Annotated in this window: 23 protein-coding genes; 14 read left to right on the top strand and 9 right to left on the bottom strand. The window is 73.2% G+C overall.

The window, feature by feature from the left end:
• On the bottom strand, window positions 1-642 hold the full coding sequence (locus ACFU97_RS31920) for an ABC transporter permease (RefSeq protein ID WP_384263679.1): 642 nt from the start codon (window positions 640-642) through the stop codon (window positions 1-3).
• On the bottom strand, window positions 639-1,673 hold the full coding sequence (locus ACFU97_RS31915) for an ABC transporter ATP-binding protein (RefSeq protein ID WP_384263676.1): 1,035 nt from the start codon (window positions 1,671-1,673) through the stop codon (window positions 639-641). The genes ACFU97_RS31920 and ACFU97_RS31915 overlap by 4 nt, the downstream gene beginning before the upstream one ends.
• Before the next feature lie 141 nt (window positions 1,674-1,814).
• Between ACFU97_RS31915 and ACFU97_RS31910 the strand changes: the two genes are divergently transcribed.
• The 3 genes from ACFU97_RS31910 (at window position 1,815) to ACFU97_RS31900 (ending at window position 4,854) form a co-directional block, all read left to right on the top strand.
• A complete protein-coding gene (locus ACFU97_RS31910) occupies window positions 1,815-3,332 on the top strand; it encodes an aromatic amino acid ammonia-lyase (RefSeq protein ID WP_384263674.1) in 1,518 nt (505 codons plus the stop codon).
• A complete protein-coding gene (locus tag ACFU97_RS31905) occupies window positions 3,329-4,189 on the top strand; it encodes a MurR/RpiR family transcriptional regulator (RefSeq protein ID WP_384263671.1) in 861 nt (286 codons plus the stop codon). Before ACFU97_RS31910 ends, ACFU97_RS31905 begins: the two co-directional genes overlap by 4 nt.
• Window positions 4,190-4,269: 80 nt before the next feature.
• Window positions 4,270-4,854, top strand: a complete 585-nt coding sequence (locus ACFU97_RS31900; protein WP_384263669.1) for a hypothetical protein — start codon at window positions 4,270-4,272, stop codon at window positions 4,852-4,854.
• Window positions 4,855-4,856: 2 nt separating this feature from the next.
• On the opposite strand, the gene ACFU97_RS31895 is transcribed toward ACFU97_RS31900, so the two are convergent.
• The 5 genes from ACFU97_RS31895 to ACFU97_RS31875 form a co-directional block, all read right to left on the bottom strand.
• Window positions 4,857-5,231, bottom strand: a complete 375-nt coding sequence (locus ACFU97_RS31895) for a hypothetical protein (protein WP_384263667.1) — start codon at window positions 5,229-5,231, stop codon at window positions 4,857-4,859.
• Between the two features lie 22 nt (window positions 5,232-5,253).
• Window positions 5,254-5,748, bottom strand: coding sequence for a roadblock/LC7 domain-containing protein (locus ACFU97_RS31890; RefSeq protein WP_384263665.1), 495 nt, complete (start codon window positions 5,746-5,748; stop codon window positions 5,254-5,256).
• A 13-nt stretch (window positions 5,749-5,761) separates the two neighbouring features.
• Window positions 5,762-6,577 carry a transcriptional regulator gene (locus tag ACFU97_RS31885; protein ID WP_384263662.1) on the bottom strand — a complete coding sequence of 272 codons (816 nt, stop codon included), beginning with the start codon at window positions 6,575-6,577 and terminating at the stop codon, window positions 5,762-5,764.
• A complete protein-coding gene (locus tag ACFU97_RS31880) occupies window positions 6,574-6,981 on the bottom strand; it encodes a hypothetical protein (protein ID WP_384263660.1) in 408 nt (135 codons plus the stop codon). The genes ACFU97_RS31885 and ACFU97_RS31880 overlap by 4 nt, the downstream gene beginning before the upstream one ends.
• 170 nt (window positions 6,982-7,151) lie before the next feature.
• The gene (locus tag ACFU97_RS31875; protein WP_384263908.1) at window positions 7,152-8,519 is read right to left on the bottom strand and encodes a diaminopimelate decarboxylase; all 1,368 of its coding nucleotides are present in this window, start codon (window positions 8,517-8,519) and stop codon (window positions 7,152-7,154) included.
• Between the two features lie 195 nt (window positions 8,520-8,714).
• On the opposite strand from ACFU97_RS31875, the gene hutU reads away from it, so the two are divergent.
• Genes hutU through hutI form a run of 4 tightly spaced genes read left to right on the top strand, consistent with a single transcriptional unit; the run spans window position 8,715 to window position 14,186 of the window.
• Entirely contained in the window at window positions 8,715-10,379 is a 1,665-nt protein-coding gene (hutU, locus tag ACFU97_RS31870) for a urocanate hydratase (RefSeq protein WP_384263657.1), read from the top strand.
• Between the two features lie 47 nt (window positions 10,380-10,426).
• On the top strand, window positions 10,427-11,641 hold the full coding sequence (locus ACFU97_RS31865) for an allantoate amidohydrolase (RefSeq protein WP_384263906.1): 1,215 nt from the start codon (window positions 10,427-10,429) through the stop codon (window positions 11,639-11,641).
• Window positions 11,638-12,984: a formimidoylglutamate deiminase gene (locus ACFU97_RS31860; RefSeq protein WP_384263655.1), complete on the top strand. Its 1,347-nt coding sequence runs from the start codon at window positions 11,638-11,640 to the stop codon at window positions 12,982-12,984. The genes ACFU97_RS31865 and ACFU97_RS31860 overlap by 4 nt, the downstream gene beginning before the upstream one ends.
• 26 nt (window positions 12,985-13,010) lie before the next feature.
• Window positions 13,011-14,186: an imidazolonepropionase gene (gene hutI / locus ACFU97_RS31855; RefSeq protein ID WP_384263652.1), complete on the top strand. Its 1,176-nt coding sequence runs from the start codon at window positions 13,011-13,013 to the stop codon at window positions 14,184-14,186.
• 61 nt (window positions 14,187-14,247) lie between these two features.
• On the opposite strand, the gene ACFU97_RS31850 is transcribed toward hutI, so the two are convergent.
• Window positions 14,248-15,789 carry an RICIN domain-containing protein gene (locus ACFU97_RS31850; RefSeq protein WP_384263650.1) on the bottom strand — a complete coding sequence of 514 codons (1,542 nt, stop codon included), beginning with the start codon at window positions 15,787-15,789 and terminating at the stop codon, window positions 14,248-14,250.
• 189 nt (window positions 15,790-15,978) lie between these two features.
• A complete protein-coding gene (locus ACFU97_RS31845; RefSeq protein ID WP_384263648.1) occupies window positions 15,979-16,899 on the bottom strand; it encodes an RNA polymerase sigma factor SigF in 921 nt (306 codons plus the stop codon).
• Between the two features lie 234 nt (window positions 16,900-17,133).
• Between ACFU97_RS31845 and ACFU97_RS31840 the strand changes: the two genes are divergently transcribed.
• The 7 genes from ACFU97_RS31840 to ACFU97_RS31810 all read left to right on the top strand — a co-directional run bounded on the left by ACFU97_RS31840 (window position 17,134) and on the right by ACFU97_RS31810 (window position 23,947).
• Window positions 17,134-17,511 (top strand): STAS domain-containing protein, encoded by a 378-nt coding sequence (locus ACFU97_RS31840; protein ID WP_384263904.1) that lies wholly within the window; start codon window positions 17,134-17,136, stop codon window positions 17,509-17,511.
• A 216-nt stretch (window positions 17,512-17,727) separates the two neighbouring features.
• On the top strand, window positions 17,728-18,252 hold the full coding sequence (locus ACFU97_RS31835; protein WP_384263645.1) for an ATP-binding protein: 525 nt from the start codon (window positions 17,728-17,730) through the stop codon (window positions 18,250-18,252).
• Window positions 18,253-18,584: 332 nt separating this feature from the next.
• A complete protein-coding gene (serS, locus tag ACFU97_RS31830; protein ID WP_384263643.1) occupies window positions 18,585-19,871 on the top strand; it encodes a serine--tRNA ligase in 1,287 nt (428 codons plus the stop codon).
• A 156-nt stretch (window positions 19,872-20,027) separates the two neighbouring features.
• Window positions 20,028-20,714, top strand: coding sequence for an LPXTG cell wall anchor domain-containing protein (locus ACFU97_RS31825; protein ID WP_384263640.1), 687 nt, complete (start codon window positions 20,028-20,030; stop codon window positions 20,712-20,714).
• Window positions 20,715-20,742: 28 nt separating this feature from the next.
• Complete coding sequence (locus tag ACFU97_RS31820; protein ID WP_384263638.1) at window positions 20,743-21,570, top strand: hypothetical protein; 828 nt, start codon at window positions 20,743-20,745, stop codon at window positions 21,568-21,570.
• A complete protein-coding gene (locus ACFU97_RS31815) occupies window positions 21,567-22,637 on the top strand; it encodes a hypothetical protein (RefSeq protein WP_384263636.1) in 1,071 nt (356 codons plus the stop codon). Before ACFU97_RS31820 ends, ACFU97_RS31815 begins: the two co-directional genes overlap by 4 nt.
• A 62-nt stretch (window positions 22,638-22,699) precedes the next feature.
• Window positions 22,700-23,947, top strand: coding sequence for a hypothetical protein (locus tag ACFU97_RS31810; RefSeq protein ID WP_384263901.1), 1,248 nt, complete (start codon window positions 22,700-22,702; stop codon window positions 23,945-23,947).
• Window positions 23,948-24,088: the final 141 nt, after the last annotated feature.

Here is a 24,088-nt window from a genome sequence, read left to right as displayed (position 1 = left end):
TCAGGCTCGCCTCCTGCGCCAGGGGGTCAGCACGTACTGGAGGGCGACCAGCAGGGCGTCCGCCACGACCGCGAGCAGGATCGTCAGGACCACGCCTGCGATCACCGGGGTCGGGAAGTTGCGCTGGAAGCCGTCGGTGAAGAGCTGGCCGAGGCCGCCGTCGCCGATGTAGGTGGCGACCGAGACCAGGGAGATCGACATGACGGTGGCGATGCGGACGCCCGCCATGATCACGGGCAGGGCGAGCGGGAACTCCACGGTCAGGAGCGTGCGCAGAGGGCGCGTGCCCATCGCCTTGGCCGCCTCCTTGGTCTTCGCGGGCACCGAGTCCAGGCCCTCGACCGTGTTCCGCAGCAGCACGACCAGGGTGTAGACCGTCAGGCCGATGACCGTGGTGGTGCGGGTCAGCCCGCTGACGGGCAGCAGGAGCACGAAGATCGCGATCGAGGGGATCGTGAACAGGACGTTGGAGAAGCCGAGCAGGAAGCCGCGCAGCGGGCGGATCCGGTGGGCGATCACCGCCAGCGGGAGCGAGATCAGCACGCCGAACAGGACGGCGGTCAGGGCCGCCTGCAGATGCGAGAGCGTCAGGCTGGTGAGCTCGTCGGTGTGGTCGCCTATCCACGACCAGTCGACGCTCATGCCGCCACCCGCGCTTGCGTGTGCGCCCGGCCGGCGTGCGCGTGGATGTCGTCGCGGGAGGAGACGCCGGTGAGCACGCCGTCCGCGTCGACGCGGGCGATCAGGCCGGTGGGGGAGGCGACGGACTCGTTGAGTGCCGACAGCAGGGAGTCGCCGTCGGTCAGCGGCCGTACGGGGATCTCGGTGTCGGCGGCCTTCCAGTGCCGGGGCCGTCGGGCCTCGTCGAGCACCAGCGTCCAGGGGCCGTCCTCGGAGGCCGGGCCCTGCGGCACGTCCGCGAGCGTCGTCAGCGACAGCAGCTTCAGGCCGCGCTCGGCGCCGAGGAAGTCGGCCACGAAGTCGTCGGCGGGGCGGGCGAGGAGCTCGGCGGGCGTGGCGCACTGCACCAGGTGGCCGCCGGTGCGGAACACGGCGATCTGGTCGCCGAGCCGCACGGCCTCGTCGATGTCGTGCGTGACGAAGACGATGGTCTTGCTCAACTCCTTCTGCAGGCGCAGCAGTTCGTCCTGGAGCTGGGTGCGCACCACCGGGTCGACCGCGCCGAAGGGCTCGTCCATCAGGAGCACCGGCGGGTCGGCGGCCAGGGCGCGGGCCACGCCCACGCGCTGCTGCTGGCCGCCGGAGAGCTGGTGGGGGTAGCGCCGGCCGGCGTCGGCGGCGAGGCCAACGGTCTCCAGCAGCTCGGCGGCCCGGGTGCGCGCCTTCTTCCGGCTCCAGCCGAGCAGCAGCGGCACGGTGGCGATGTTGTCCAGCACCGTGCGGTGCGGGAACAGGCCCGCCTGCTGGATGACGTACCCGATGGAGCGGCGCAGCTCCGCGGCGTCCTGCCGGGTCACGTCCCGGCCGCCGACCCGGATGGTCCCGGAGGTCGGCTCGATCATCCGGTTGATCATCCGCAGCGTGGTCGTCTTGCCGCAACCGGAGGATCCGACGAGGACGGTCACGCCCCCTTCGGGCATCTCCAGGGTGAGATCGTGGACTGCTGTCGTGCCGTTGGGGAAGCGCTTGTGGACCGCATCGAACTGGATCATGAGTTGTCCCTTGCCCGGCTGTATAACGTCATGCAGAGTTCTTGGTATCTGAATAGGTTGTCAACGCCTCCGCGTTAATCCGAGGTAACTGATGACCAGTAAGCAAGATCGGATGTCCGGATTGATTGGGGTTTGAGGGTTATGTCGTCTCGGATCGTGGACACTCTGGATGCTGCATCTCTGGGGCACGCCGGCCTGGTCGTCCTCGACGGGATCGGGCTCGGCATCGCCGACGTCGTGCGCCTCGCCGAGGGGACCGCGCGGCCGGTGCCCGGCACCGACGCGATGAAGCGGGTGACGGTCTCCTGGGACGCCGCCCGGCAGATCGCCGCGACCGGACGCGTCTACGGCCGCTCCACCGGCGTGGGCGCCAACCGGAACGAGGACGTGCCCACCGACACGGCCGCCGAGCACGGGCTCAGGCTGCTGCGCAGCCACGCCGGCGCGATCGGCGACGAGCTGCCCGCGCGGGAGGTGCGGGCGATGCTCGCCGTCCGGGCCAACCAGCTCCTCGCGGGCGGCGCCGGGCTGCGGCCCACCGTCGTCACCGCGCTGTGCGAGGCGCTGGAGAGCGGCGCCCACCCGGTCGTCAACGAGTTCGGCTCGGTCGGCACCGGCGACATCGCCGCCCTCGCCCAGGCCGCGCTGGCACTGGCCGGCGAGGCACCGTGGCGGGGGCCGGGCGCGCCCAAGCCGCAGCAGCTCGACAACAACGACGCGCTGGCCTTCATCAGCAGCAACGCCCTGACCCTCGGTCAGGCCGCGCTCGCCCTCGACGAACTGCGCGGCCTGGTGCAGGCCACCCAGGTCGTCGCCGCGCTCTCGCTGCTGGCCGTCGACGGCTCGCACGAGGCGTACGCCGCCCCCGTGCACGCCGCCCGGCCGCACCGGGGCTCCACCGAAGTCGCCCGGCGGATGCGTGAGTTGATCGGCGCGGCGGACCGGCCCACCCCGCCGCTCGGCCGGATCCAGGACCCGTACGGCTTCCGCTGCCTGCCCCAGATACACGGGCCGGCGCTGGACGCGGCGGACGGCCTGGAGGAGGTCGTCGGCATCGAGATCAACGCGGCCGCCGAGAACCCGCTGATCTCGCCCGAGGACATGGCCGCCTACCACCACGGCGGCTTCTACCAGGCCCAACTCGCCCTCGCCCTGGACCACTTCAGGCTCGCCCTGACCCAGGTGGCCCGGCTGTCGACGTCACGCCTGTCCACGCTCAACGAGCCCGGCTTCACCCGGCTGCGGCCCTTCCTCGCCAACGAGGAGCCCGCCGCCTCCGGCGTGATGATCCTCGAGTACGCCGCCGGGGCGGCCCTCGGCGACCTGCGCGCCTTCTCCGCTCCCGCGTCGCTCGGCCACGCTGTACTCTCCCGGGGCGTCGAGGAACAGGCCAGCTTCGCCTCGCTCGCCGCGCGTCAGACCCTGCGGGCCTGCCGTGCGTACCGGCTCGTCGTCGGCTGCGAACTCGTCGCGGCCGTACGGGCGCTGCGCCAGCGCGGCCTGCGGCCCGAGCCGGACCTGCCGGTGGGCCGCGCGCTGGAGCTCGCCGAGTCGGTGCTGTCGCAGGACCAGGCCGACCGGCCGCTCACGGACGACGTGACGGCGGCGGCCGCACTGCTGGACCGGTTCACGGACATCTGGAGGGGGAGCGGGTCATGAGCGCGGAGAGGGATGTGAGCGTGGTGGACAGTCCTGCGGGCCGGCTGCAGGCGCTCTTCGAGGGGCACCGGCTGACGCCGACCCAGCGGCGCATCGCGCACAGCATGGTGCGGCGCGCCGCCGACGTGCCCTTCCTGTCCAGCGTGGAACTGGCCGAGCTCGCCGGGGTCAGCCAGCCGTCCGTGACCCGCTTCGCCGTGGCCCTCGGCTTCGACGGCTACCCGGCGCTGCGCCGGCATCTGCGCGAGGTCGCGCCCGCCGAGCAGGCGTCCGGGACGGGCTCGTACAACGAGTACCAGCAGGCCGTCGAGGCCGAGATCGAGAACCTGCGGCACCTCGCGGAGCTGCTGGCCGACCCGCGACCGGTGCAGAAGGCGGGCCGGCTGCTCGCCGCGTCCCGGCCGCTGCCCGTGCTCGGCCTGCGTGCCGCCGCCTCCCAGGCCTACGGCTTCGCGTACTTCGCGGGCAAGGTCCATCCGGACGTCCGGCTGCTCAACGAGGGCGGCACGATGATCCAGGACCGCATCGAGGCCGCCGTACGGGCCGGGGCGAGCGCCCTGCTGTGCTTCGCGCTGCCCCGGCATCCGCGCGAGGTCGTGGACACCCTCGCCTTCGCCAAGGAGGCCGGGCTGACGGTGGTGACCGTCGCCGACTCCGCCTTCGCGCCGGTCGCCAAGGTCTCCGACCTGCTGCTGCCCGCCGCCGTCGGCACGGGGCTCGCCTTCGACACGGCGTGCGCGCCCATGCTGCTGGGCCGGGTGCTGCTGGAGGCCATGTGCGACGACCTGCCTCAGGCGCAGGCCCGCCTGGAGGAGTTCGACGCGCGGGCGGCGGCGCGGGGACTGTTCGTGGAGTGACGCCTTCTCAGACTGGTCTCACCTTCCCTCGTTAGCGTGCGTCCCACGGATGCCGCGCAGCGATGGGACGGAGGCCGAACGTGGCACGTGGAGGGCAGGGACTGGCCAGGGTGGCCGTCGTCGTACGGGCCGGAGCCGCGCCGCTGTGGTGGGCCGGGGTGTTCGCGGGCGGCGTCGGGGTGCTGGTGCCGGGGATCACCGGGCGCCGGATCGGGGTCATGGCCGGGGCCGCGCTGTTCGTGGTGGCGGCGGCCGCGGTGGCGTACGGGCGCCGCAGGCGCTACGCGGCTCTGGCGCGGTCGGCCGTGCGCGCGGGCAAGCACGACGTGCTCCAGGACCGCGCGGTCAGTGTGCGCAACTGGCGCCGGGGACACCGCTGGTGGCTGCTGCTGGCGTTCGTGGTGGCGCTGGTGAGCGCGTTCGCCGCGCCCGCCGCGGGCGGCATGCTGCTCGCCGGCGCCGGTACGGGGCTGCGGCTGAAGGCCGCCTGGCTCGGGCGGCGCGAGCGGGACGGCGAGGCGCTGCTGTGGGTGCGGGTCGACTGGCTCGACGCGCACGGCGGCCGCCCGGCCGGCAAGGCGGTCAGGGCGTACCGCAGCACGGGCATCGCGGCGGGCGACGCGGCCCCGGGCGGGGCGCGGCGCCGCACCGCGGCGCTCGTCTGAACTCAGACCTCCAGGTCGTTCTCGATCGACTTCAGCTGGTGGCGGGCCATCGCCAGGTTGGAGCGCTTGGCGTCGAGCACCAGGTACAGGAACAGGCCGTTGCCGCCGCGCCCGCTGATCAGTCGGATCAGGTGGTACTGGTCGCTCAGCGTGATCAGGATGTCCTCGATCTGGCCCTTCAGCCCGAGGTGCTCCATCGTGCGCATCTTGGCGCGGACCACATCGGTGTTGCCGGCGGCGGCCACGTTCAGGTCGAAGGCCTTGCTGCCGCCCATCGTGCCCAGGGCCATGCCGCTGGTGTAGTCGACGAGCGCGACACCGGTCGCGCCCTCGATGGAGGCGAGTGCTTCTTTGAGGCAGGTTTCGGTGTTGGCCATGGCTGGTTTCCTCGGTTTCCTCTCAACTTTCGGTGGCAGTGCGCGCGTTGGTCGTCGTCGTACGTGGCGCGCGGGTCGTTCTGGTCCGTGTGGCGGCCGTCTTGGCCGGCGGTTTGGCGGGCTTGGCCGGCCTGGTCGGCAGCGGGCTGTGGCCGTCGAGGAGTTCGGTGATACGGGCGGCCGCACGCCGGCCCTCCAGCAGCAGCCGCCCGACGTTCACCCGGTCCTGGGCGAGCAGCGTCAGCACGGCTGCGTCGCCGGCCGCGTAGGTCGCCACGTAGCCGTAGACACCCCGCACGAGCAGTTCGCGGAACTCGCCCTGCCCTGTCGCGTCCGCCAGCTTCACCGCCGCCCCGTACGCGGTCTCGATGAGCGTGGCGAGGCCGTCCGGGTCGACGCCGGGGGTGTCCTGGGCCAGCACGCGCCCGTCGAGACCGGTCGCGAGCGCGCCCGTCAGCTGGGGGACGCGGGCTCTCAGACGGCGCAACTCGTCGAGCATGTGGGGGTCGGCAGACATCCGGGGTCTCCTCTCAAAGGGCCTCCAGCGCATCCCTGAGCCTCTTCAGCAGCGTGATGTGGGGATCGGTCGACAGCTGTGCGAGGTCGGGCGGCGGCGGTGGCGGCTCGCGGCGCGTCTCCACGAACCCCGCGGCCGTCAGCCGGCGGACGTCCACCAGCGTGTGGAACGCCAGACGGCCCACCGTGCGCGCGATGTCCGACGCCGTGCGGGCGCCGTCCACCTGGTGCAGCACCGTCCGCTGGCGGCGGGTGAGGGCGGGGGCCGCCACCGGGTCCGCGCGGATCAGCGGGGCCGTGTCCGGCTCCGGGTCGGGCCAGATGCGGTGCAGGAGGTCGCGGCGGCGCAGCGTCTCGCGCTCCAGGGCGGCCACCGGCACCGGGCGCTGGGGGCGGCCGGGGTGCGCGGTGCCGTAGCGGAAGCGGCCGGGCGCGCTGCTGGTGGCGAGGGCGAAGTACGCGGCGTCGTACAGGGACGCCAGCCGGCACAGCTCCAGCGTGCCGGGCGCGAGGAGACCGCCCTCGACCAGGAGGCGGCCGGTGTCCTGGTCCTCGTCCGTCTCCCGCAGCGCCTGCTGCCAGTCCTCGACCGAGAGGGTGCCGCGGGCCGTGAGGAGGACGTCCAGGCCGGGCGCGAACGGGCTCTCGGCGTGTACGACCAGGCCCTCGTCGAGATGGAGCGTGCCGTGCTCGCGGAACAGCACGCCGGTGGCCTGCTCGGTGGCGAGCCGGGCCAGCATCGGCGAGACCCCGCTCCAGGCGCGGGTGTGGGCGGTCGCCCGGTCGCGCACGGGCAGGCGCGGGGGCTCGGCCGTCCGGGCGGTGGTCATGCCAGCACCAGCCGTTCCGCCATCTCGCCCAGCCGGATGCGGGCCAGCGCCAGGTTGCCCTCCGTGCGGGCCAGCCACAGGTGCAGGAAGACGCTGCCGTCGAAGGAGGCCCCCACGAACCGCAGCACGTGGTAGCTGTCCCGGTTGCTGACGATCAGGTCCTCGACCGGCGGGTCCACGTCCGCGGCCGCGCCGGCCTCCAGGTCGTCGTCCGGCGCGAACGCGTGCTGCTCGGCGGCGAGCCGGGCGATCTCGGCGGCCTCCACCGCGGCCGTCTCCTGGTCGCCGCCCGGGGACTCCCCGACGGTGCCCAGGGCCAGCCCGCTCGTCCAGTCGATCAGTGCTGCCCCCCGGGCACCGGGCAGCCTCATGGCTTCGAGCAGACACTCGTCGATTCCGGGCACCGTGGCTCCCCTCCCGCCTGCGGTACGGCTGAGTGACGCCGAAACTACGCAACGTGTGCGCGAGGGGTGAGGGATCTGGCATTTTCCGATGGAACTTGCGACGGGGTACTAAGGTGGGTCAACTTGCCTACGTTTTTCAGCAGTTGGCCATCACATCCACCGGGCGCGCGTCAACGGCGCTCGGGTGTGCGGAGGGTGGTGAGCGCGCTCGCGTGCGCCCCTCCGGATTCGGCCACGATCGCGTCGAGGCTCTGCGGCTCCCGTACGGTCGCGAAGGCGACGCCCCCGCCGCCGTCCGGCGCGAAGCCGTAGATCCCGGGCCGGGCCAGGGAGTTGTAGGCGTAGTGGTGCGCGAAGTAGTACGCCCCCGTGTCCAGCGCCGCCGCGTAGTCCCCCTGCTCCAGCAGGGGCAGCGTGCGCCCCTCGGCCAGCAGGTCGCCCGCGAAGCAGGCCGGCCCGGCGACGTCCTGCACGACCGCGGGCCCCACCTTGGGGCGCCCCTTGCCGTCGTAGGCGGCGATCCGCAGCGGCCACGCCCCCGGTGCGTACACCGTCCGCGTCGCCACCTGCACGCCCGCGTGCGTGACCGCGACCGGCCGCCCGCCGGCGCTCTTGGCGTACTCCACCCGGGCCACCACCGTCCCGTGCTTGGCCAGCAGCGACCGCCCGAACTCGGTGACCAGCCCGTACCGGCCGTCGAACAGGCCCGGCACCGCCTCGCCGAGCAGGCGCGCGTACTGCGCGTAGGTCGGCGCCGTCTCGTCCGAGCCGAAGTTCACCGGCAGCCCGCCGCCGATGTCGAGCGTGTCGATCTGCCGGCGCCCGAGCCGCCGGTTGATCTCCTCGGCGAGCGCGTACGTCTCGGCCACGCCCTGCGCCATCAGCGACAGCGGGATGCCCTGCGAGCCGGTGTGCGCGTGCAGCCGGGTCAGCCACGGGCGGTCGGCGTACGCCTGCACGACCCACTCCCGCGCCCCCTCGTCGCGCAGTGCCACGCCGAACTTCGAGGTCGCCGTCGCGGTCGAGGTGGACTCGATCGAACCGCCGCCGACCTGCGGGTTCACCCGGATCCCGAGCGGGGAGCGGCTGGTCGCGGAGCGCATCAGGGCGTCGATGCGCTCCAGCTCCTGCGGGTTGTCCGCGTTGACGGCGATCCCGAGCGCCAGCGCCTCGCGCAGCTCGGCCGGGGTCTTCGCGGGCGAGTCGAGCACCGTCCGCGCCGGCGGTGTCCCCGCCGCGCGCGCCAGCGCCAGCTCGCCGGGGCTCGCCACCTCCGCGCCGATGCCCTCCTCGCGCAGCAGCCTGAGCACCGGCACCAGCGGGGTCGCCTTCACCGCGAAGGCGTGCAGCACCGGTGTCCCGGGCGCCACCATCGCGTCGAACGCCGACCGCAGCTCGGCCGCCGCCTCCCGGATGCCGGTGACGTCGAGCAGCCCCACGATGGGGGTGCCGGGCCCCAGCAGCCCCTGTTCCACGGCGGCCCGCACCGCCTCGTCGCGCCGGTCCGCCCGGTCGCCGCCACCCGTCCGCCTGTCCATGCCGCCGTCCACCGCGTCCCCCGCGAGTTCGTCGCCGGCCGCGACGCCACCGTCCGGTGGGCGCGGCCGACGTGTCCAATGCATCCAGCCAAACATCCGCAGCTCGCGAGCGCTGGCCGACGGATGTATTGACTAGTTCTATTCAGGAAGCCAAGATGTGAATAACGGCAGCAACAATCCGCTAGGAGGCAGACCATGTCAGGACCCCGCCCCGTACGAGCGCCGCGCGGTACGGAACTGAGCGCCCTGGGATGGCAGCAGGAAGCCGCCCTTCGGATGCTGCAGAACAACCTCGACCCGGAGGTCGCCGAGCACCCCGACAAGCTCGTCGTCTACGGCGGCACGGGCAAGGCGGCCCGCGACTGGCGCTCCTTCGACGCGATGGTGCGCACGCTGCGCACCCTCAAGCAGGACGAGACGATGCTCGTCCAGTCCGGCCGCCCCGTCGGCGTGATGCAGACGCACGAGTGGGCCCCGCGCGTCCTGATCGCCAACTCCAACCTGGTCGGCGACTGGGCCAACTGGGAGGAGTTCCGCCGCCTGGAGGCCCTCGGCCTGACCATGTACGGCCAGATGACCGCCGGTTCCTGGATCTACATCGGTACCCAGGGCATCCTCCAGGGCACCTACGAGACCTTCGCCGCCGTCGCCGCGAAGAAGTTCGGCGGCACCCTCGCGGGCACCATCACCCTCACCGCCGGCCTCGGCGGCATGGGCGGCGCCCAGCCGCTCGCGGTCACCATGAACGACGGCGTCGCGATCTGCATCGACTGCGACCCGCGCGCGATCGAGCGCCGCATCGAGCACCGGTACCTGGACGTGAAGGCCGACGGCCTGGAGCACGCCCTCCAGCTCGCGGTCGAGGCCCGGGACGCCCGCCGCCCGCTCTCCATCGGCCTGCTGGGCAACGCCGCCGAGCTGCTGCCGCGCATGCTCGCCGAGGGCGCGCCCATCGACATCGTCACCGACCAGACCTCCGCCCACGACCCGCTGTCGTACCTGCCGCTCGGCGTCGACTTCGACGACATGGCGGCCGCCGCGGCCAAGGACCCGGCCGGCTTCACCACCCGGGCCCGCGAGTCCATGGCCCAGCACGTCGAGGCGATGGTCGGCTTCATGGACGCCGGCGCGGAGGTCTTCGACTACGGCAACTCGATCCGCGGCGAGGCCCAACTCGCCGGCTACGACCGGGCGTTCGCCTTCCCGGGCTTCGTCCCCGCCTACATCCGCCCGCTGTTCTGCGAGGGCAAGGGCCCCTTCCGCTGGGCCGCCCTGTCCGGCGAGGCGTCCGACATCGCCAAGACCGACAAGGCGATCCTGGAGCTCTTCCCGGAGAACGAGTCGCTGCACCGCTGGATCAAGATGGCCGGTGAGCGCGTGCACTTCCAGGGCCTGCCCGCGCGCATCTGCTGGCTCGGCTACGGCGAGCGGGACAAGGCCGGCGAGCGCTTCAACGACATGGTGGCCTCCGGCGAACTGGCGGCCCCGCTCGCCATCGGCCGCGACCACCTCGACTGCGGCTCCGTCGCCTCCCCCTACCGCGAGACCGAGGCCATGCTCGACGGCTCCGACGCGATCGCCGACTGGCCGCTGCTGAACGCGATGGTGAACGTGGCCTCGGGCGCCTCCTGGGTGTCCATCCACCACGGCGGCGGCGTGGGCATGGGGCGGTCCATCCACGCCGGGCAGGTCACGGTGGCCGACGGCACGAAGCTGGGCGGCGAGAAGATCCGCCGCGTGCTGACGAACGACCCCGGGATGGGCGTCATCCGGCACGTGGACGCCGGGTACGACATCGCGGAGTCGGTCGCCGCCGACCGGGGCGTGCGGGTGCCCATGCGCGAGGGTGACGACGCGTGACGCAGCCTGTGGCGACCGCCCGTCCCGGCAGCAGCTCCTTCCACTCGATGTGGCGCGAGCTGCTGCCGATCGGGCGGCACGCCGACTCCCAGGGGTACCGGCGCTACGCCTGGACCGGGGCCGACGCCGAGTGCCGGGCCTGGTTCAAGGAGCAGGCCGAGGGGCGCGGGCTCGCCTACGAGGTCGACCGGAACGGCAATCAGTGGGCCTGGCTCGGGGACCCGGACGCCGGGGACGCCGTCGTCACGGGGTCGCATCTCGACTCCGTGCCCGACGGCGGTGCCTTCGACGGCCCGCTCGGGGTCGTGTCGTCCTTCGCCGCCCTCGACGAACTCCGCGGCAGGGGCGTGCGGTTCGCGAGGCCCCTCGCCATCGTCAACTTCGGTGACGAGGAGGGCGCCCGGTTCGGGCTCGCCTGCGTGGGGTCCCGGCTCACCGCCGGGCAGCTCACCGCCGAGAACGCGCACAGGCTGACCGACGGCGACGGCATCAGCCTGCCCCGGGCCATGGAGGCCGCCGGGTACGACCCCGACGCCATCGGCGCCGACCCCGAGCGGCTCGCCCGCATCGGCGCCTTCGTCGAACTGCACGTCGAGCAGGGCCGGGCGCTGGACCTGTCCGGCGACCGGGTCGGCATCGCCAGTGCCATCTGGCCGCACGGGCGCTGGCGGTTCGACTTCCGGGGCGAGGCCAACCACGCCGGCACGACCCGGCTCGCCGACCGGCGCGACCCCATGCTGTCGTACGCCGAGACCGTGCTCGCGGCCCGGCGCGAGGCCGAACTCGCCGGTGCCGTCGCCACCTTCGGCAAGATCGCCGTCGAGCCGAACGGCGTCAACGCCATCCCCTCGCTGGTCCGCGGCTGGCTCGACTCCCGCGCGGCCGACCAGGGCACGCTCGACACCGTCGTCGGCGGCATCGAGCGGGCCGCCCGCGAGTACGCCGCCGCGCACGGCATCGACCTCGACGTCGTCCGCGAGTCCTTCACGCCCGTCGTGGAGTTCGACCACGCCCTGCGCGACGAACTCGCCCGCATCCTCGGCAAGGACGCGGACCGGGACGGCGACATCACCGTGCCGGTCCTGGGTACCGGTGCCGGACACGACGCCGGAATCCTCTCCGGGAGCATTCCGACCGCCATGCTGTTCGTGCGCAACCCCACGGGCGTCTCGCACTCCCCGGCCGAGTTCGCGGCCGAGGACGACTGCGTGGCCGGGGTGCTCGCACTCGCCGACGTACTGGAAGGGCTGGCCTGCAGGTGACCGCACCCCGCACGCGGACGTACTGGCTGGAGCACGCCTGGCTCGACACCTACGTCGAGCCGGGGGTCGCCGTCGAGGTGGCGGACGGCCGGATCGCGGCCGTCCGCACGGACGTGCCCACCCCGCCGCCCGGCGCCGAGATCCTGCGCGGACTGACGCTCCCGGGACTGGCGAACGCCCACTCGCACGCCTTCCACCGCGCCCTGCGCTCCACCGTCCAGGTCGGCTCCGGCACCTTCTGGACCTGGCGCGAGGTCATGTACTCGGTCGCCGACCAGCTGACCCCCGAGAGCTACCACGCCCTCGCCCGCGCGGTGTACGCGGAGATGGCGCTGGCGGGGGTGACCGCCGTCGGCGAGTTCCACTACCTCCACCACGCACCCGGCGGCACGCCCTACGCCGACCCCAACGCGATGGGCGAGGCCCTCGTCGCGGCCGCCGCCGACGCCGGCATCCGCATCACCCTCCTCGACACCGCCTACCTCTCCTCCGGTTTCGGTGAGGCACCCAACACCCACCAGCTCCGCTTCTCCGACGGCAGCGCGGAGGCCTGGGCCGAACGCTGTTCACTTCTCAAGGAACGGGACCACGCGCGGATCGGGGCGGCCGTCCACTCCGTACGGGCCGTGCCCGCCGGGCAGCTGGCGACCGTGGCGCGCTGGGCGGAGGAGCGGCGCGCCCCGCTCCATGTGCACCTGTCCGAGCAGACCGCCGAGAACGACGCCTGCCAGGCCGCCCACGGCTGCACGCCCACCCGGCTGCTCGCCGACCACGGCGTGCTCGGGCCGCGCACCACCGGCGTGCACAACACCCATCTGACGGACGAGGACATCGCGCTCATCGGCGGCTCCGGCACCGGCACCTGCATGTGCCCGACGACCGAGCGGGACCTGGCCGACGGCATCGGTCCCGCGGTCGCCCTGCAGCAGGCCGGCTCGGCGCTCTCCCTCGGCTCCGACAGCCACGCCGTCATCGACCTGCTGGAGGAGGCGCGCGCGATGGAGCTCAACGAGCGCCTGCGCACCCGCAGCCGGGGCCACTGGACCGCCGCCGCACTGCTGCGCGCGGCCTCGGCCGACGGGCATGCGGCCCTCGGCTGGCAGGACGCCGGCATCCTGGAGGCGGGCGCGCTCGCCGACTTCACCACCATCGCGCTCGACTCGGTCAGAACCGCCGGCCCGCTGCCGCGGCTCGGCGCGGAGACGGCCGTATTCGCCGCCTCGGCGGCGGACGTACGCCACACGGTCGTGGGCGGACGTCACGTCGTGCGGGACGGTGCTCACCTCCTCGTACCGGACGTACCCGCAGCGCTGGCGGACGCCGTCGCAGCCCTGCGTGCCTGAAACCCGCCGTCATCCCTGAGGACGCCATGAGCAGCAGCACCGTCATCACCAACATCGCCACGCTGGTCACCAACGACCCCTCCCTCGGTGACGGCTCCCCCCTCGGCCTGATCCAGGACGCGGCCGTCGTCGTCGACGGCGACCGCATCGCGTGGACCGGTGAATCAAGCAAAGCACCCGCCACCGACAACCGGGTCGACGCCGGTGGCCGGGCCGTCCTGCCGGGCTTCGTCGACTCCCACTCGCACCTGGTCTTCGCGGGCGACCGCACGCAGGAGTTCAACGCCCGCATGTCCGGGCGGGCGTACAGCGCGGGCGGCATCCGCACGACCGTCGCCGCCACCCGCGCCGCGAGCGACGAGGAGCTGGCGGCCAACCTCACCCGCTACCTCGACGAGGCGCTGCGCCAGGGCACGACCACCTTCGAGACGAAGTCCGGCTACGGACTCACCGTCGCCGACGAGGCCCGCGCCCTGCGCATCGCCGCCGCGCACACCGACGAGGTCACCTTCCTCGGCGCCCACATCGTCTCCCCGGACTACGCGGACGACCCCGCCGCCTACGTCGCCCTGGTCACCGGCGAGATGCTCGACGCCTGCGCGCCGCACGCCCGCTGGATCGACGTGTTCTGCGAGAAGGGCGCCTTCGACGGCGACCAGGCCCGGGCGATCCTCACCGCGGGCAAGGCCAAGGGGCTGCACCCGCGCATCCACGCCAACCAGCTCTCCTACGGACCCGGTGTGCAGCTGGCCGTCGAGCTGGACGCCGCCAGCGCCGACCACTGCACCCACCTCACCGACGCGGACGTGGACGCCCTGGCCGACGGCAACACGGTCGCCACCCTGCTGCCCGGCGCCGAGTTCTCCACCCGCGCCGAGTGGCCGGACGCCCGCCGCCTCCTCGACGCCGGTGTCACGGTCGCGCTGTCCACCGACTGCAACCCCGGCTCGTCCTTCACCTCGTCCGTGCCGTTCTGCATCGCGCTCGCCGTACGGGACATGGGGATGACCCCCGACGAGGCCGTCTGGGCGGCCACGGCGGGCGGCGCCCGGGCCCTGCGCCGCGGCGACGTCGGCCGGCTGAACCTCGGCGCCCACGCGGACCTGATCCTCCTCGACGCCCCGAGCCATGTGCACCTCGCCTACCGGCCGGGCGTGCCGCTGGTCAGCGGCGTGTGGCGGCGCGGCGAGCGGGTGCTCTGACCCGGCGGGCCGCCGTCCCGGCGGCCCGCGGCCGGCGGCTCGGGCCTCGGTGGCTGCGGCCTCAGCGGGCCCCGGCCCGCCATCGCTGCGCGTCGCTGCCGTCGAGCGGGCGCAGCGCCACCCCGTCGCCGTCGTAGGGCGTCACCGCGGTCTCGATGGCGATCGCGGGCCGGATCACGCCGTCGTCGTCGACGGTGAAACGCAGGTTCTGGCCGTGCTCGCCGTCCACCGAGTCGCAGTCCCAGATGCCCACGCCCCGGTCGACGTGGCCGCGGCTGTCGAGGCAGAAGCCCGGGTCGGCGGAGGACTGCACCACCCCGCGCGAGGCGTCCACGCGCCAGCGCTGGGTGCGGGAGCCGGAACAGGGCGCCGTCACCACGTCGGTGCGGTTTTCCAGGTCGCCGTCGCGGATGTCCAGGCAGCGGCCGGTGGCGACGTTCACGATCTGGGCCGAGGTGCCGTTCGGGGCGAGCGTGGGGGACGGGGACGGGCTTGGGGATCTGGACGGCGGCCGGGAGCTCGAACTGTGCGTCGGGGACGGAGACCTGCCGGTCCGCGACGCCGAGGGCGACGGCGTCGGCGTCGGCGAGAGCGTCGCCGTGACCGTGACCTGCGGCGCGCTCGTCGGCGTCCGCACCGCGCCCACCGCCTGCTGGGACGGGTCGGCCGGTCCGTCGCCGCGCGTGAGGAGGAAGACGAGCAGCGGAGCGAGCGCCACGCCGGCGGCGAGGGCGACCAGCAGGAAGCGCCGGGAGGGCGGCCAGTTGCCGCCGTCCGTGAGGGCGGCGGGCCGTGGTGCGTCGCTCCTGACGTAGGACGTGCCGGCCCACGGCAGCAGCCCCTCGGCCAGCGCGGCGCGCGGGGCGTCCCGCAGTGCCGACAGGTCCTCGTAGGCCGCCGTGCAGTGCGGGCAGTGCGCCATGTGGGCGTGCAGGTCGGCGCTGTCGCGGGGCGAGTCGGGCCGCACCGACTCCTCGATGAGCCGGCCGAAGTTGCCGCAGCTCGGGTCGTGCGAGGCGGCGAGGCGCGAGCGCAGGCAGAGCTGGCCCATCGACTGCAGGGCCGCGGCGGTCTCGTAGGCGACGTCCACGGGGGTCAGGCCCAGCAGGACGGCGGTGCGCTCCGGCGTCTCCCGCTCCACGATGCCGTACCAGACCAGGCCCTGCGCGCGGGAGGAGAGCGCCTGGAAGGCGGGGAGCATGGGCGGCAGGGGGCCCTCGGGTCCGGAGGCGCTGAGCACGAGCAGCAGGCCGGGATCGAGGCCCGCGGCCCGCTCGTCGGCCGCCCAGGACGCGGCCACCTTCCCGGTCAGCAGCAGGAGTTGCAGCCGCAGCGGCACCAGGGGCTCGGTGCCGCGGGCCGTCTGACGGGCCGCCAGGGTGAAGGCCTGCGCGGCCAGCTGCCGGGCGGCGGACTCGCTCGCCGTGCACAGCCGGGCGTAGTCGAGGACCGCCGGCTGATGGCGGGAGCGCAGCTCCTGCAGGGCCGGATAGACGGTGGGGGTGCTGGTGCGCAGCAGTTCGGTCAGCCGCGCGTCGGACGCGTCCGCGTGAACCCCGCCCCCGGTCTCGACACCTTTGTCGGTCCCGTCGGCCCGAGCCATCCACCCGCCTCCTTGCACCCTTGCGCCCGCCGGGCATCTGGCCTACCGGCGGGTATGGGGGCCCATAGTGAGGGATGGGAACCTCTGGGGAAAGAGTTTCTCCGGGTAACCCGAGAAACGCCCGAGCGCGGTGCGCCCCGGCGTTCGGGGGTGCACCGCGCTCGGCGGAGGCGTCTCACACGGCAGGCGTCATTCCTCGACCGTCAGGCCCTTGCGCAATCGCACCAGCGTCCGCGACAGCAGCCGCGACACGTGCATCTGCGAGATGCCCAGCTCGTCCCCTATCTCCGACTGGGTCATGCCCGCGACGAAGCGGAGGGAGAGGATCTTGCGGTCCCGCGGCGGGAGTTCGGCGATCAGCGGCTTCAGCGACTCGACGTACTCGATGCCCTCGAGGCCGTGGTCCTCGTAGCCGATCCGGTCCGCCAGCGCGCCCTCGGCGTCGTCCTCCTCCGGCTGGGCGTCCAGCGAGGAGGCGGTGTACGCGTTCGAGGCGGCCATGCCCTCGACGACCTCGTCCTTGGTGAGTTCGAGGCGCTCGGCGAGCTCGGCGACGGTCGGGGCCCGGTCGAGCTTCTGCGCCAGCTCGTCACCGGCCTTGGCCAGGTCGAGCCGGAGCTCCTGGAGCCGGCGCGGCACGCGCACGGACCACGAGGTGTCCCGGAAGAAGCGCTTGATCTCACCGACGATGGTCGGCATCGCGAACGTGGGGAACTCGACGCCCCGGGCCAGTTCGAAGCGGTCGATCGCCTTGATCAGGCCGATGGTCCCGACCTGGACGATGTCCTCCATGGGCTCGCTGCGCGAGCGGAAGCGGGAGGCCGCGAACTTGACCAGCGCGAGGTTCAGCTCGACGAGCGTGTTGCGGACGTACGAGTACTCGTGCGTGCCTTCCTCGAGGGACTCCAGCCGCTCGAAGAGGGTCTTGGACAGCGCGCGGGCGTCCACCGGTCCCACTTCGTCGAACGGCGGGATCTCCGGGAGTCCGTCCAGCCCGGCCAGCGCGTCTGCGTCGCTGCCCTCGATGGGATCCAGATGTTCCGGAGCGGAAGCCGACGTCGCCTCCTGGGTGTGCGATGCGTCGAGCCGGGGTGACATGATGTCCTCCATCGTTCTCGGCATATGGCTGCCGAAGCCAGTGCGTGCACTGCGGTGTGCGGCGCCTCCAAAGCCGGCCGTGTCGGTTACGTATCTCTAGCCCTACCTGCTTTCCTCCGTCTGCCGCAAGTGCGTTCTGTGGGGATATGTCCGTTTGTGGGCGGATGTTCGGGTGTCGGAGAGTGTGAGGAAGGCGTAGTGTTCCAGGGCGTGAGTCAGCAGCCACGACGTCGGGAGAAAGACGGCATGGACCGCGGGACGGTCGGCAGCGCACAGTCTGGCCGGCTACTGGTGGAGGTCAGGGAAGAGGGCCCCAGTGCCGTCGTGACTCCGGCGGGTGAGTTGGATCACCACACCGCCGATCTGTTGCGTGAGCCACTCGAGGAATGCCTCGCCAAGGGATTCAGCCGGCTGGTCGTGGACTGCTCGCGGCTGGAATTCTGCGACTCCACGGGGCTCAACGTACTGCTCGGCGCCCGCCTCAAGGCGGAGGCCGCAGGGGGTGGGGTGCACCTCGCGGGCATGCAGCCCGTGGTGGCGCGGGTCTTCGAGATCACCGGGGCGGAAGCGGTCTTCAGTGTTCATGACACGCTCGAGGCGGCCCTGGCCGACACGGCCGGCTGAGTCTTCGGCGGCCCGTGCCCGTGTCCCGGCCGGGCCGCCCCTGCATGACCGGCACTTTCCGGGCGTCCCGCCCCCGGTGCCGAACAAGGGGGTGTTCCGCCGGTTCGGTCGGGCAGGAGACATTCTGAACAAGTCGGCGGCACAGCGACGGATCCACCGTCGATCTACGTACTGACTCTTGAATCGTGAACGGTGAATCGGTGAGGTGAAGCGCTGATGAGCACCACCCGGCCTTGCTCGCCGGGCGACCGCGGCCCGGAGACCAGCGGCGCTTCCGGGGCGTCCGAGGCTGACGCGTCCGCATCGCCGGCCGCGCCCGGGTCGCCCGGGGGCGGCCAGGTCCGCAGGCTGAGCTTCGACGGCGAGAGCGGCGTCGTGCCGCTCGCCCGCGACTTCACCCGCCAGGCGCTGTACGCGTGGGGCTGGCTGCCCGCCGACACGGCCGACCGGCGGGCCGCCGCCGAGGACGTCCTGCTCGTCGTCTCCGAGCTGGTCACCAACGCCTGTCTGCACGCCGAGGGCCCGGACGAGCTGTGGATCACCTGCGACAAGAAGGTCATCCGCCTGGAGGTCTCGGACAAGGGGACGGGCCAGCCGGCCCCGCGCACCCCGCACCGCGCTGGCCGTCCCGGCGGCCACGGCATGTTCATCGTGCAGCGGCTCTGCCTGGACTGGGGCGTCGTACGGTCGCCGGGGGTCTCGGGCAAGACCGTGTGGGCCGAGCTCGGCGCGCCCGCGTAAATCGCTTGGCCGCCCCGGGCGCGGCTGCCTACCCTCGTCGGCAACGCGCTGACGGAGACAAGTAGCCCGGACCCACGCGAGCCGAGAGAGCCGCCCCCCGCTGTGACGGCGGCCTCGCGTCCCGGTGCCAATCCCCTCCCGAGTGCGGGGAGGCAATGCCCCGCCGGCCGGCCCCCGTCACCGGGCCAGAACGAGACCGCCTGGCGGGCGTGCGTCGCCCGCGTACGGCGGTGAAGGCGTGGTGGCACCGCGAGCACCCTCTCGCCCACGCCCCGAGGGAATCACCCCGGGGTGGTGCGTACCGCTCCGGACGACCGGACGGAGCACGCGACATGCTCGACGTCACCCTCATCCGACGCCATCCCGACCTGGTCCGCGAAGGGCTGCGCAAGCGCGCGGTCGACGTGGACATCCCGGCCTTTCTCGCCCTGGACGCCGAGTTCCGCGAGGCCCGTGCGGCCGTGGAGCGGCTGCGCGGCGAGCGGCGGCGCATCTCGGCCGAGATCGCCGTACGGCGGCGGGCGGGCGAGGAGGCCGCGGAACTCCAGGCGGAGGCAAGGGCCCTGGCCGGCCGGCTGACCGAGGCCGAGGCACGCCTCGGCGGGCTGGCCGGGCCGCACCAGGACTTCCTCGACGGCCTGCCCAACCTCCCCGACGACGACGTCGTCGCGGGCGGCAAGGAGAACAACCGGGTCGTGCGGACCACGGGCGCGCCGCCCGCCTTCGGCTTCGCGCCCAGGGACCACGTGCAACTCGCCCGGGATCTCCGCCTCGTGGACCACCGGCGCGGCGCGGCGCTCGCCGGCAACGGCTACTGGATCTACCGGGGTGAGGGCGCCGCCCTGGAGTGGGCGCTGCTCAACCACTTCCTGGACACGCACCGCGCGGCGGGCTACGAGTTCGTGCTGCCGCCGCACCTGCTGACCCGCGAGGCGGGCTACACGGCGGGCCAGTTCCCGAAGTTCGCCGACGAGGTCTTCCACGTGGACGACCACTTCCTGCTGCCCACCGCCGAGACCGCTCTGGCGAGCCTGCACCGTGGCGAGACGCTCGACGAGGGCGAGCTGCCGCTCAAGTACGTGGCCTACACGCCCTGTTACCGCAAGGAGAGCGGCGGCTACCGCACCGCCGAGCGCGGGACGCTGCGCGGCCACCAGTTCAACAAGGTCGAGCTCTTCCAGTACACGCGCCCCGGGGACTCGGCGGCGGCCCAGCTGGAACTGCTCGCCCGCGCCGAGGGGTTGGTCGCCGGGCTCGGCCTGCACCACCGGGTCACCCAGCTCGCCGCCGAGGACACCAGCCCCGCCCAGGCCAAGACGTACGACGTGGAGGTCTGGCTGCCCAGCCTCGGCGGGTACACCGAGGTCAGCTCGGTCTCGAACGCCCGCGCCTACCAGGCCCGGCGCGGCGGCATCCGCTACCGCCCCGAGAACGGCGGGAAACCCGCCCACGTGCACACGCTCAACGCCTCGGGCCTGGCCACCAGCCGGCTGCTGCCCGCGATCCTGGAGCAGCACCAGCAGGCCGACGGCACGGTACGGGTGCCGGAGGTGCTGCGGCGCTGGGGCCTGCCGGAGGTGCTGGGCGCCACCCGTACCGCCCACCCGGCCCGCCCCTGAGTTACCGAGGGTCACCCTCTCCACCCGCCACCCCACGCGTGCGCGCCGGATCCCCACAACTCCGGCGCGCACCGTCTCTTCCCTCCTCAAGACCCCGGGCGTACCTTGACGGCCGAATCTGATATGCCGTCAGGAACTCGCAGAGGGAGCGGAACCGTGTCGTACCGGAAACGAAGCGCCGCGCTCGCGTCCGCCGCGGCCCTGGCCGGCTCGGTGGTGCTGCTCGCCGCCCCCGCGGCCGAGGCCAAGGTCGTCGACGTCAACTACCAGTGCAAGACGCCGATCGGGAACAAGAGCGCCGTCTCGCCCATCGACATCAAGGGCGTCAAGAGCGGCAGCGGCTACAAGCTCACCATGTCCTGGCAGAAGGGCGTCTCCTCCAGCCCGGTCGAGCTGGGCAAGGGCGCGATGAACCCGAGCGCCGTCATCAAGGTCGGCGGCGCCGACAGCGGCACGGTGAACGTCTCCGGACCCGCCAACCAGGCCGCCATTCCGGCCAACACCCCCATCAAGATCAACGACTTGACGGGGACGTACACGCCGAAGAAGTCCGGCAGCGTCACCTTCACGCCGGGCGTGCTCACCATCAAGGCGCTGGGCACCACGACCACCTGCACGCCGTCCAACAACCCCGGTCCGGCGCTGACGCTGGACGTGACGGCGGCGAGCGGCGGCTCCTCCGGCGGGACCAGCCAGAGCGGCAGCGAGTCGGGTTCCTCCCTCCCGCAGACCGGCCCCGACGACTCCGCCGTCGCGCTCGGCACGCTCGGCGGCACCGTGCTCCTCGTGGGCGCGGCGGGCGCGCTGTGGATCACGCGGAGGAACCAGCAGGCCCATCGCTGAACCACCGCCACGACCGCTGGAGCCGCCGATGTCGCCTGCCGCCCGTGTCCTGTTCGTGTCCCTGCTGCTGGTGCTGGCCGCCGCGCCGTCGGCCCGGGCCGACGACGGCTGGTCCCTGGCGCCGTCCGGCGGCGGACGACCCTCCTTCTACGCCGAGGGCGCGCCCGGCGCGGTGCTGCAGGACACGGTGTCCGTGACCAACCGCGGCGCGCGGGCGGTCACGGTACGGCTGAGCGGCAAGGGCGTGGCGGTCACCTTCGCCCGAAGCCGGGTGCGGGTGCCGGCGCGCACCCGCGCCGACGTCCCGTTCACGGTCGGCGCGGGAGCCGACCGCACCGGCTCGATCGTCGCCCGCGACGGCGACGGCCGCACGGTGACCGTCCCGGTCCGCCTGCGGGTGGGCGGACCGGCCCTGTCCGCGCTGACCGTCGAGCACGTCTCGGTGCGCGGCGACGGCATCTCCTACGAGCTGGTCAACCGCGGTACCACCACCCTCGTGCCGCGCCTGGCCGTGTACGCGGACGGAGTGTTCGGCCCGGTTCTGGACCGCGCCCCGCGCACCCTGCCGGTGCACCTCGCGCCCGGCCGCCGCGTGCGCCTGACCGAGCCCTGGCCCGGCCGCCCCGCCCTGGACGCCGTCGACGTACGGCTGACCGTCACGGCAGCGGGCGGCGCGCACGACACGGCCGGGGCGTCGGCACGGTTCGTGCCCTGGGGCGCGGTGGCCGCGACGGCGGCAGCGGCGGCAGCCGGGACCACCCTGCTTCTCCTACGCCGCCGCGGGCGCCGCGGGGACGACGGCGAGGCGCCCGAATCCCCGCGTAGGGAAGTCGAGTTGACGGGAGCGGTGACGTGAACCGCAAGGTGTGGACGGCGGCCGTGCTCGCGCTGCTCCTGCTGGCTGTGACGGCGGGGCCCGCGACGGCGGACGGGCCGAGCGTGAAGCTCTCCAAGTCCCAGGCGGGGACGGGCGGTTCGATCACCGTCAGCGGCACCGGCTGGCGGCCGCACGCGCTGCTGATGATGCTGATCTGCGGGCAGTCGGTGCCCGCGCGGGGGGTCATCGGCGGCACCAACTCCTGCGCCAACGCGGACGGCAGGGCCGTCACCACCGACGCCAAGGGCTCCTTCCGCAAGAAGCTGCCGGTCTCCGAACCGCCTGTGCCCTGCCCGTGCGTGGTGCACGTGGCGACAGTCACCGGCGCCCAGGCCGACGCCGACGCGATCTTCCAGGTCGCCGGGCACGCCGTCGAACCGCTGCCCGCCGACACCTCCGGAGGGCGCCTGTCGGTCCTCACGGACACCCGGCTCGAGGGGTCGAGCGGGCTGCTCACCTGGTTCGGCGCGCCCCCCTCGCGCACGCTGGTCTTCACCGTCGGCAACGTCGGCACGACCGCCGTCAGGAACCCCGTCTTCCAGGTCGGCACCTCCCACGGCGTGTTCGCCCCGCAGTGGGACGACCAGCAGTGGCACGGCACCATCCAGCCCGGGAAGAAGGCGCAGATCAAGCTGCCCGTCGAGCTGACGGGCGGCGCGCACGGCGACTACGACGTCTCGCTGAAGTACACCGGCAAGGTCCTCGCCGAGCAGCCCTGGGGCGTGGGCCGGCCCTGGGGCGTGACCCTGTTCTGGATCCTGGTCTGCCTGGTCGTGCCGGCCGCGGTGTTCCGCGCCGGGATGGCGATCGTGGACCGGGTCCGGCCGCGGCGCGCGGGCGGCCTGCGCCACCGCGGCCTGCGGATGCCCGAACTGACCCTGCGCATGCCGAAGTTCACCCCCAGGCCGGCCCAGGAACCCCCCTCGAACTCGACCCTGCCGTGGTTCACCCCGGACTCCGATCCGGGCACGGCCGGTCGGCTCTCCGCACCGCACGACGACAGCCCGACGAGTCCTACGACTCCCACCACGAAGGGACCCACGTGAGAAAGCGAAGGAGAGTCACACCGGGCGGCACGCGGAGGCTGGGTGCGGCGGGCGTCGCACTGGTGCTCGGCGGCGCCGGGGCCCTGCTGGGGCTCGCCGCCGGGTCCGCGCAGGCCGCCGAGGTGTCGTTCGCGACGCACTGCGTGCCGCCCGCGGGCATCGACCCCGTCGACGGCACCACGAAGGTGGAGGTCACCGCGCCGGCCACGGCGAAGGTGGGCGACACGGTGACCGTCGTATGGAAGTTCGTGCAGGCCGCCTCGAAGAACCCGGACATCATCGACCTGCCCGCCAACTCGGTCCAGCCGTCCGGGACGCTCAAGGCGGCCGGCGCCCAGGCCGCGTCGATCGCGATGCAGGGGGCGCGGGAGAACCCGGCCATCCCCAAGGGCGCGGCCATGGTGCTGTCCGACATGAAGGGCACCCTGAAGCTGACGACGCCGGGCGAGGTGACGCTGACCCCGGACGCGTACACCGTCAACGCCATGTCGACGGACACGAAGTGCACGCCGACCCAGACCGTGCAGAAGGCGGCGACGATCGAGGTGACGCCGGGCGGCGGAGGCTCGTCGAGCACGACGCCGGACCCGACGGACTCCGCCTCGCAGTCGACGTCCCCCTCCGCCTCGGCCCCCGGAAGCGCGGACCCGTCGGCGTCCGCGAGCGACGGCACCGGCAGCGACCAGACCGATTTCACCGGCAAGGAAGTCGACATCCCCTACACCTGCCAGTCACCCATCGGTGAGAAGAAGGCGACCTCGCCCATCCAGATCAACGCCAAGAAGAGCGGCGGGAGTTTCGCGCTGACCGTGCAGTTCAAGAAGTCGGTGATGGACAGTCCGGCCGACATCCCCAAGGGCTCGGTGAAGCCGTCCATGGAGGTCGTGCTGGGCGGCGCGGACAAGGGCACCGTGCACGTCGAGGGCCCGACGAACGCCAAGGACATCAAGTCGGGCGACCCGATCGAGATCCCCGACCTGACCGGCACCTACAAGCCGGGCGCCGACGGCAAGTCGACGCTGTCCCCGGGCGTCCTGACCATCAACGCCCTGGGCACGACCACCACCTGCAAGCCGGACAAGACGGAGGTCTCGCTGACCCTGGACACCTCGGCCCAGGCGAGCGGGGCGTCGGGCGGCTCGTCGTCCACGTCGGGAGGCGACACGTCGTCCTCGTCGTCGAGCGGCGGCCTGGCGGAGACGGGCTCCGGCGACCACGGCGCCCTGAAGGCGCTGGGACTGGTCGCCGGCACGGCAGTGCTGCTGGGCGCGGCGGTGTTCACGTTCATGCCGGGCCGGAGGGTCCGGTAGCTCCTTCAGGGTCGCGGGGACCGCGCGACCAGCCACAACGAACCCGCGGCCGCCCACGCACGGAAGCCCGACGGCGGGGGGGGGGAGAAAAGAAAAAAAGAAAAGGGGAACCCACCATCCGGAACCACCCGACGGTCAAGT

Origin of the sequence: Streptomyces sp. NPDC057616 (assembly GCF_042800575.1) — a bacterium.
GTDB lineage: Bacteria > Actinomycetota > Actinomycetes > Streptomycetales > Streptomycetaceae > Streptomyces.
This window is presented reverse-complemented; position numbering and strand designations above follow the sequence as displayed.